This window comes from Streptomyces albidus (ex Kaewkla and Franco 2022), from assembly GCF_013870515.1.
Lineage (GTDB): Bacteria > Actinomycetota > Actinomycetes > Streptomycetales > Streptomycetaceae > Streptomyces > Streptomyces albidus.
Map to the genome: position 1 here is coordinate 1 of NZ_JACBXA010000236.1, position 9131 is coordinate 9131.

Genomic DNA, 9131 nt, shown 5'->3' on the forward strand with positions numbered 1-9131 from the left:
CGCGGCGGAGTGCCGCGCCTCAGGCGGGCACGTCCGGCCGAGAGCGTCTCCGGCTGACACCGTCCTTCGTCCTCAGGGGCCCGCGCTTCGGCGCGGGCCCCTGAGTGTTTCGGGGAGCGGGGGACGCCGTATTCAAGGTGCTCCTGCCGGGACTTGAGTCTCCAGCGGGTGGAGGGCTCAGACTCCCCGCATGAACGAAGAACACCCGGAACGTCTCACCATCGGACAGCTCGCCGACCGGACCGGGGTCGCCGTGCGCACCATCCGCTACTGGTCGGACATCGGCGTGCTGCCGCCCGGGGGGCGGTCCGAGGGCGGCTACCGGCTGTACGGCGCCGAGGCCGTCGCCCGGCTCGAACTCGTCCGCACCCTGCGGGAGTTGGGGCTCGGCCTCGAGGAAGTGAGCCAGGTCCTGAGCAGTGAGGCGACGGTGGCGGAGATCGCAGCCACCCATGTCGTCGCTCTCGACGCCCGGATCCGCGCCCTCAAGGTGAGCCGGGCTGTTCTGTCCACCGTCGCGGAGCGCGGTTCCACAGTCGAGGAGACGGCATTCATGAACAGACTCGCACGACTCTCGGTCGACGAGCGCAGAAAGATCATCGAGGACTTCATGAGGGAGGTGGCCGGCGGGCTCGGTGCGAGCCCCGGAATCGAGGAGCGCCTGACGCGCTCTCCGATCGAACTGCCCGAGAGCCCCACTCCGGAGCAGGTGGACGCCTGGCTCCAGTTGGCCGAACTGATCCAGGACCCGGACTTCCGCTCCAGGATGCGGAGAATGATGGAGCTGAACGCGCGGAAGGGCTCGCCCGGCGGCTCCATCTGGTTCACAGGGCACGTCGTACAAGTGGTCGGCGAGGCCCGCGAACGCGGTGTGCACCCCGAAGGGCCTGATGGCGCCGCCGTGCTGTCGAAGCTGTTCGGCGACGCGGACAGGGCCGCGGTACTCGAGAGCCTTCACGTGGGCATGGAAGCGGGAGCCGAGCGTTACAGGCAGCTCATCGCCGTCGTCCGCGGGCATGAGCCGAGGCCGTCACGTGCCGAGGACCACACCTGGCTGGAACAGGCGCTGCGGGCAGACGTGCGGCGCACCTCATGAGCTGAACGGCTCCGCGGGGGACGGCACTTCGGGCGTGACCGCGCGACGATGCCGCTCTCCGGTGCGCGCCTCGGCGCGGTTGTCGGTGGGTGGCTGTTCAATGCGGGAATGGAGACCGACGGGCAGCGCAGCGGATTGTTCTGGGACATGCTGGAGGGACGGGTCGCATGGCCGCCCGCGGCCGAGCTGATGGGCTGGGAGCTAATGGAGGTGGACCCGGAGAAGGGCACCATCGAGGTGGCCTTCCAGGCCGGCGAGGAGTTCACCAACCCTGCCGGAGTGGTCCAGGGCGGCTTTCTCGCCGCCATGCTCGACGACACCATGGGGCCCGCTCTGATGGCGATGCTGCCCGACAGCAAGCTGGCCCCCACGCTCGACCTCCACGTCCAGTACCTCAGGCCGGCCCGTACCGGGCGGCTGACCGGGCGCGGGCGCGTCGTGCAGCGCGGACACGAGGTCTGCTTCCTCGCCGGTGAACTGCTCGGCAGTGACGGCAGGGTGGTCGCCGTGGCGACGGCCACCGCCCGCATCCAGAGGCTGCCGTGAACCAGCGCCCCGTCCCGGCCGCCGGGGAGCAGCCGGGCATCTCGGCCGCCGTCGTCGTCCACGAGGGCAAGGTCCTTCTGGTGCGGCGGCGCGTCGCCGAAGGGCCTCTCTCCTGGCAGTTCCCGGCCGGAGAGGCCGAGCCCGGGGAGTCGCCGGCGGATGCGGCCGTCCGTGAGACGGCCGAGGAGACCGGGGTGACCGTCTCCGCCGTCGGGCTTCTCGGCGGGCGGGTGCATCCGCACACGCTGCGGTTCGTCTCGTACACGGCGTGCGAGGTCGTCTCCGGCACCGCCCGCGTCGCCGACGTGGAGGAGCTCGCCGAGCTGGTGTGGTGCGGCCGCGCCGAACTCCACGAGTACGTGCCGTACGGCCTGTACGGGCCGGTGCAGGCGCACCTCGACGAGACGCTGGCCAGGTAGGCCGCCGCTCGCGCGCGGAGCTCACTCCGGCGCGGGCGCCTCACGCCAGTGGTTGGTGATGGGAAGGCGGCGGTCCTTGCCGAACCCCTTGGCGGAGATCTTCGTGCCCGGAGGGTACTGGCGGCGCTTGTACTCGGCGGCGTCCGTCATCCGCAGCACCCGCGTGACCACCTCGGGGTCGAAGCCGCGCTCGATGATGCCCTCGCGGCCCACGTCACCGTCCACGTACAGCTTCAGGATCCGGTCGAGCACGTCGTAGTCGGGGAGCGAGTCCGTGTCGACCTGGCCGGGGCGCAACTCGGCGCTGGGCGGCTTGGTGATGCTGCTCTCCGGGATCGGCGGGGTGTGACCGCGTTCGGCGGCGGCGCGGTTGCGCCACTTCGCCAGCCGGAAGACGTTGGTCTTGTAGACGTCCTTGATCGGCCCGTACGCGCCGACCGAGTCGCCGTAGAGCGTCGAATAGCCGCACGCCAGCTCGGACTTGTTGCCCGGCGCGAGCACGATGTGACCCTCCTGGTTGGACAGGCCCATCAACGTCACGCCGCGCAGCCGCGATTGGAGGTTCTCCTCCGCCACCCCGGTCAGTTCGAGGGAGCCCATGAAGGCGTCGAACATCGGGCCGATGGGCACGGTGCGGAAGTTGAGCCCCGTGCGCCGGGCGAGGTCGGCGGCGTCGTCCTTGGAGTGCTCGGAGGAGTAACGGGAGGGCATGGAGACGGCGTTGACGTTCTCGGGGCCGAGCGCGTCACAGGCGATGGCGGCGACGAGCGCGGAGTCGATGCCGCCCGACAGCCCGATCAGCACGGAGCGGAAGCCGTTCTTGGCGGCGTAGGCGCGAAGGCCCACGACGAGGGCCGTGTAGATCTCCTCGTCGTCCTCCAGGCGCGGCGCCTCGCTGCCGGTGACCTCCCGCTCGTACGCGGGCAGCGGATCGCCGGAGATCACGACGTGCTCGACGCCCAGCCCGTCGTCGAGGGTCCCGGCGGGGGGCGTCGCCGCGGCGGCGGGAAGGTCGAGGTCCACCACGACGCAGCCCTGCTCGAACTGCGGTGCACGGGCAAGCACTTCGCCGCGGGAGTCGACGATGATCGAGTCGCCGTCGAAGACGAGCTCGTCCTGGCCGCCGATCATCGCGAGGTAGGCCGTGGTGCAGCCGGCTTCCTGTGCGCGCTTGCGCACCAGGTCCAGGCGGGTGTCGTGCTTGTCGCGCTCGTAGGGCGAGGCGTTGATCGACAGAAGGAGGCCGGCGCCGGCCGTACGCGCGGCGGGTACGCGGCCGCCGTTCTGCCACAGGTCCTCGCAGATGGCCAGCGCGACGTCGACGCCGTGGACGCGGATGACGGGAAGCGTCTGGCCGGGGACGAAGTAGCGGAACTCGTCGAAGACGCCGTAGTTGGGCAGGTGGTGCTTGGCGAAGGTGAGCACCACCTCGCCGCCGTGCAGCACCGCCGCGGCGTTCTGCGGGGCGCCGGCGGGGCTGCCCAGGGTGGCCCGTGCGTGCTCGGCACGGTCGAGGTAGCCGACGACCACGGGGACCTCGCCGAAGCCCTCCTCCGACAGCCGCCGCGCGAGGGTGCGCAGAGCGGCCCGGCTGGCGTTCACGAAACTTCCGCGCAATGCCAGGTCCTCGACCGGGTATCCGGTGAGCATCATCTCGGGGAACGCCACGAGGTGGGCTGCCTGTTCGACGGAGTGCCGGGTCCACCGGAGGACGGATTCGGCGTTGCCTTCCAGGTCACCGACGGTGGAGTCGATCTGGTTCAGTGCGAGACGTAGTTGGGCCACACCGCCCACTGTAATCGTCTGTCTGACACGATGAGGAGCGGGAAGAGAAAACGTCCGGACGGCAAGTGTCAAAACGGAGTACGTGCCTCCGCAGAGCACGTGAGGGAACCGGTCACGAGGTATTCACGTCACCGTCACAACCGTATCCAGTACTCGAGCTCGGCTACGCGAAGGTATCCGCAGCATTTCGACACCTGGTGTACTGGATTCGGTGCCCGCCTGGCGGGCATCGGTCAGTGACGTGAACTCGCCATCACTCAGGGGGATGTACATGCTGGACGCTCTCGGTCTCGAACCCGTCCAACAGCAGACCTACGAGGCACTCGTCGACGGCGCGGTCACCGTCTCCGAACTCCGTACGACGCTGGGGCTGAGTGCCGCGAAGGTCCGCGAAACCCTCGGAGCGCTCGAGAAGTTGAGCCTCGTGGGGCGGTACCCGGGGGAGAGGCGAGGCGAGGAACGGTTTCTTCCGGTGGCCCCCGAGGTCGCCTTCGAGTCGCTGCTGCTGGCCCGCGAGGAGGCCATTCACCGCACCCGGCGCCACATACAGCTCCTCGCCACCCGCTTCCGCGCCAACGCCACCGCCCGCGACCCCGTGGACCTGGTGGAGATCGTCACGGGGCGGGCCGCCGTGATCCAGCAGGTCGACCAGCTCCAGCACAGCGCACGGCACCAGATACGCGGCATAGACCGGCCCCCGTACGCCAACAGCGACCCCGACCGGCTCGACCCCAAGACGGGCATGATGCCGGTCCAGGCGAAGACGATGCGGCGGGGCATCGGCTACCGCGTCATCTACGACACCCACGGCCTGGAGACCTTCCACCGCATCGACACGGACATCGAGGCCTGCGCCGAACTGGGCGAGGAGGCGCGGGTGATGGCCGATACGCCGACGAAGCTGCTCGTCGCCGACGACCGCGTCGCGCTCATCCCGCTGCGCTCCGCTCCGCACGAGATGGCCAGCAGCGTGGTGGTACACCCCTCGGGGCTGCTGGACGCGCTGTGCGAGTTCTTCGAGGTGCTGTGGGCGCGTGCGCTGCCGCTCTCCGCGTACCTGGCCGGCCGCCCGGGCGGTGCGGGCGACGCCCCGAGCCCGGACGAGGCCCGGCTGCTGGCCCTGCTGACGACCGGGCTGACGGATCAGGTGATGGCGCGCCAACTCGGCGTCAGCTACCGCACGTTCCAGCGCCGTCTGAGCGGGCTGATGGAGCGCCTGGGCGCCGGTACACGCTTCCAGCTGGGGATGCGGGCGGCGAGCCTTGGCTGGGTCTCGCAGCCCTCGGACTCCGGCGTACGCATCGGTAGCACGCAGGGACCTGGGGCGGCTCCCGCGCTGAGCCCCGGGGCGGGCGCCGGTGAACCGTCGGGATCAAGCCACTGAATCAGGCGTGTGACCGGCGGTAGCCTTGCTGTCCGAGCCGCGAAGAATGTCCGTGAAGATGTGGCTTCGCACACTCGCCGGTAACTCTTGTTCTCTGCCTCGCCGGTGTGCGAGCTTCAGTGCACGACGTCGCCACGCCATGGCGGCTCACCACGACAGACCACACGGCTGGGCGACTCTGAATGCCCCGGCCATGCAACACACAGCCGCGGTCCGGTATCCCCCACTACCGGGCCGCGGCTTTCGCTTTCCCGGGGTCCTGAGCCTTCCTGCCGCCTCCCGGGCCGCGGTCTCTCCTCCGGCGCTGCCTCCTTCCGGCACGTGCCGTCCCCGCCGGGCTGCTCCTCCGTCCGCCCCGCGCCGAGTGCCGGACCGCTCCGCCCGGTACGGTGCCGCGCGGGCCCGCCGGATGCGGTACCTACGGCACGGCTGGGTAAGCGGCGCGTACGTCGCTCCCGTGACCCGTCCGGGTGCGCGGACCGCGGCGTCCGAAGCGGCTGTTCACCCCGCGTGGACATGCCGTGCGGCGTGGTGTACTGGGAATCGGCCCGGGGAGTCCGGATGCGGGCAGGCAACGCTCCGGAAACCGTGTGGTGGGATGCTCGAAGTCGCCCTGGGGGCACCCGCGGGCCGTAAGGCGCAGCCGGGGGCCGCCACGGCCCCGGAGGAGTCCCACGGGGTGCGAGCGGGCACCCTGAGCAGCGAGGATTGGTGACTATGGATAAGCAGCAGGAATTCGTGCTCCGCACGCTCGAGGAGCGCGACATCCGGTTCGTCAGGCTGTGGTTCACCGACGTTCTCGGCTTCCTCAAGTCCGTCGCCGTCGCTCCCGCGGAGCTCGAGCAGGCCTTCGACGAGGGCATGGGCTTCGACGGGTCGGCCATCGAGGGATTCGCCCGGGTCTACGAGTCCGACATGATCGCCAAGCCGGACCCCGGCACCTTCCAGATACTGCCCTGGCGTGCGGAGGCCCCGGGGACGGCGCGGATGTTCTGCGACATCCTGATGCCGGACGGTTCGCCGTCCTACGCCGACCCGCGCTACGTGCTCAAGCGCAGCCTGGCCAAGGCCTCCGACCTCGGATTCACCTTCTACACCCACCCCGAGATCGAGTTCTTCCTGCTCAAGGACCGCCCCGTGGACGGCTCCCGGCCGATGCCCGCGGACACCTCCGGCTACTTCGACCACACGCCGCAGCACGTCGGCATGGACTTCCGCCGGCAGGCCATCACGATGCTCGAGTCGATGGGCATCTCGGTGGAGTTCTCACACCACGAGGGCGCCCCCGGCCAGCAGGAGATCGACCTGCGCTACGCCGACGCCCTCTCCACGGCCGACAACATCATGACGTTCCGTCTGGTGATGAAGCAGGTCGCCCTGGAGCAGGGCGTGCAGGCCACGTTCATGCCCAAGCCCTTCTCGGAGCACCCCGGCTCCGGCATGCACACGCACCTGTCGCTGTTCGAAGGCGACCGCAACGCCTTCTACGAGTCCGGCTCCGAGTACCAGCTCTCCAAGGTCGGCCGCTCCTTCATCGCCGGACTGCTCACGCACGCCGGTGACATCTCCGCCGTCACCAACCAGTGGGTCAACTCCTACAAGCGCATCTGGGGCGGGGCCAACCGCACCGCGGGCGAGGGCGGCGAGTCCCCCTCCTACATCTGCTGGGGCCACAACAACCGCAGCGCGCTGATCCGCGTGCCGATGTACAAGCCCGGCAAGATGGGCTCCACCCGCATCGAGGTACGTTCGCTGGACTCGGGCGCCAACCCCTACCTCGCGTACGCCACGCTGCTCGCCGCCGGGCTCAAGGGCATCGAGGAGGGATACGAACTCCCGCCCGGAGCCGACGACGACGTGTGGGCGCTCTCCGACGCGGAGCGGCGCGCGATGGGCATCGAGCCGCTGCCGCAGAACCTGGGCGAGGCCATCACGCTCATGGAGCGCAGCGAGCTGGTCGCGGAGACGCTGGGCGAGCACGTCTACGACTTCTTCCTGCGCAACAAGAAGCAGGAATGGGAGGAGTACCGCAGCGAGGTCACCGCCTTCGAACTCCGCAAGAGCCTTCCGGTTCTCTGAAGCGTGCACGGCGGGAATCCGGGCAGGAGCAGCGCGGGCGACGGAGGACGGTGAGCGTGCAAGGTGGGCGACGGGACAGCCGGTACGGACAGCTGGTTCGGCGCGGATTCACCGAACCGGCCACCGCCGAACGGCTGCTCTCCTCACCCGAGCTGGCCGAAGTGCGGGCGGACACCGGGCTCCTGGACGCGTTCGGCGCCACCGCCGACCCCGACCTGGCGCTGATCGGGCTCGTCCGGCTCGTCGAGGCGCAGAGCGATCCGCAGCCGTTGCTGGACACGCTGCTGACCAGCAAGCCGCTGCGTGACCGGCTCCTCGGCGTGCTCGGGGTCTCCGAGGCCCTCGGGGACCACCTCGCCGGGCATGCGGACGACTGGCAGGACCTGGTCACCTACGAGTCGGCGGATCTGCACCCGGGCGTCGAGGAGTTCGAGGCCGTCGTCGGCGCCTCCGCGGACCCGGACGGCCTGCGCCACCGCTACCGCCGCTGCCTGCTGTCCATCGCCGCACGCGACGTGTGCGGCACCAGCGATCTTGCCCAGACCGCGGCGGAGTTGGCGGACCTGGCCACCGCGACGCTGCGGGCTGCCCTCGCCCTGGCCAGGGCCGAGGCGCCCGAGGACGCGAAGGCGTGCAGGCTCGCCGTGATCGGCATGGGCAAGGCCGGCGGCTGCGAGCTGAACTACGTCTCCGACGTGGACGTCATCTTCGTCGCGGAGCCCACCGAGGGTACGGAGGAGTCGCCGGCGCTCCAGGCGGCCTCCCGGCTCGCCGCGCGGCTCATGCGCATCTGCTCCGACACCACCGCCGAGGGCACCATCTGGCCGGTCGACGCGAACCTCCGCCCGGAGGGCCGCAACGGCCCGCTGGTGCGGACCCTTTACTCGCATCTCGCCTACCTCAACCGCTGGGCCAAGACCTGGGAGTTCCAGGCGCTCCTCAAGGCGCGGCCGGTGGCGGGCGACATGGCGCTGGGGGAGGCGTACCAGGAGGCCGTCGCCCCTCTGGTCTGGCAGGCCGCCGAACGGGAGAACTTCGTCCCCGACGTCCAGCAGATGCGCCGCCGCGTCGTCGACGCCATCCCCGCCGCGCAGGTGGAACGCGAGCTGAAGCTCGGTCCGGGCGGGCTGCGCGACGTCGAATTCGCCGTGCAGCTCCTCCAGTTGGTGCACGGCCGCTCCGACACCACGCTCCGCAGCCCCACCACGCTCGCCGCGCTGGACGCGCTCGCCGTCGGCGGTTACGTCGGGCGCCAGGACGCCGCCGCCCTGGAGGCCGCGTACCGCTTCCTGCGCACCATGGAGCACCGCATCCAGATCCACCGGATGCGGCGCACCCACCTGATGCCCGAAGCGGAGGCGGACCAGCGCCGGCTGGGACGGTCCCTCGGATACCGCAGCGAGCCCGTCAAGGAGCTGCACAAGGCGTGGCGCCGGCACGCCGCAGCCGTACGCCGTCTGCACGAGAAGCTCTTCTACCGGCCGCTGCTGGACGCCGTCGCACAGCTCGACATCGGCGAGGCCAGGCTCTCCCCGGCCGCCGCCAGGCAGCGGCTGGAGGCACTGGGCTACGCCGACCCGGCCGGGGCGCTGCGGCACCTGGAGGCACTGGCCAGCGGCGTCAGCCGCAAGTCCGCGATCCAACGCACGCTGCTGCCCGTGCTGTTGGGGTGGTTCGCCGATTCCGCCGACCCCGACGCCGGGCTGCTCAACTTCCGCAAGGTCTCCGACGAGCTGGGCGCGACGCCGTGGTATCTGCGGCTGCTCCGGGACGAGGGTGCCGCCGCGGAGAACCTCGCGCGCGTCCTCTCCGCCGGGCGCCT

General features: G+C 70.5%; 7 protein-coding genes. 6 read left to right on the forward strand and 1 reads right to left on the reverse strand.

Features of this window, described 5'->3' with window-relative positions; genetic code table 11:
• The first annotated feature begins 190 nt into the window (after nt 1–190).
• From H5J26_RS24925 to H5J26_RS24935, 3 genes are all read left to right on the forward strand, one after another.
• Entirely contained in the window at nt 191–1096 is a 906-nt protein-coding gene (locus tag H5J26_RS24925; protein WP_181768208.1) for a MerR family transcriptional regulator, read from the forward strand.
• A 108-nt stretch (nt 1097–1204) separates the two neighbouring features.
• Nucleotides 1205–1642: a PaaI family thioesterase gene (locus tag H5J26_RS24930; protein ID WP_181768209.1), complete on the forward strand. Its 438-nt coding sequence runs from the start codon at nt 1205–1207 to the stop codon at nt 1640–1642.
• Nucleotides 1639–2061, forward strand: a complete 423-nt coding sequence (locus tag H5J26_RS24935) for an NUDIX hydrolase (RefSeq protein WP_181768210.1) — start codon at nt 1639–1641, stop codon at nt 2059–2061. The genes H5J26_RS24930 and H5J26_RS24935 overlap by 4 nt, the downstream gene beginning before the upstream one ends.
• A 21-nt stretch (nt 2062–2082) precedes the next feature.
• Here H5J26_RS24935 and H5J26_RS24940 read toward each other — a convergent pair whose 3' ends face one another.
• On the reverse strand, nt 2083–3846 hold the full coding sequence (locus H5J26_RS24940) for an NAD+ synthase (protein ID WP_181768211.1): 1764 nt from the start codon (nt 3844–3846) through the stop codon (nt 2083–2085).
• Nucleotides 3847–4117: 271 nt separating this feature from the next.
• Between H5J26_RS24940 and H5J26_RS24945 the strand changes: the two genes are divergently transcribed.
• The 3 genes from H5J26_RS24945 to H5J26_RS24955 all read left to right on the forward strand — a co-directional run.
• Nucleotides 4118–5230: a helix-turn-helix transcriptional regulator gene (locus tag H5J26_RS24945; RefSeq protein WP_235981053.1), complete on the forward strand. Its 1113-nt coding sequence runs from the start codon at nt 4118–4120 to the stop codon at nt 5228–5230.
• 717 nt (nt 5231–5947) lie between these two features.
• Nucleotides 5948–7309, forward strand: coding sequence for a glutamine synthetase family protein (locus H5J26_RS24950; RefSeq protein WP_181768212.1), 1362 nt, complete (start codon nt 5948–5950; stop codon nt 7307–7309).
• Between the two features lie 50 nt (nt 7310–7359).
• Nucleotides 7360–9131 (forward strand): bifunctional [glutamine synthetase] adenylyltransferase/[glutamine synthetase]-adenylyl-L-tyrosine phosphorylase (locus tag H5J26_RS24955; protein WP_181768213.1); only part of this gene is annotated, 1772 nt, incomplete at its 3' end.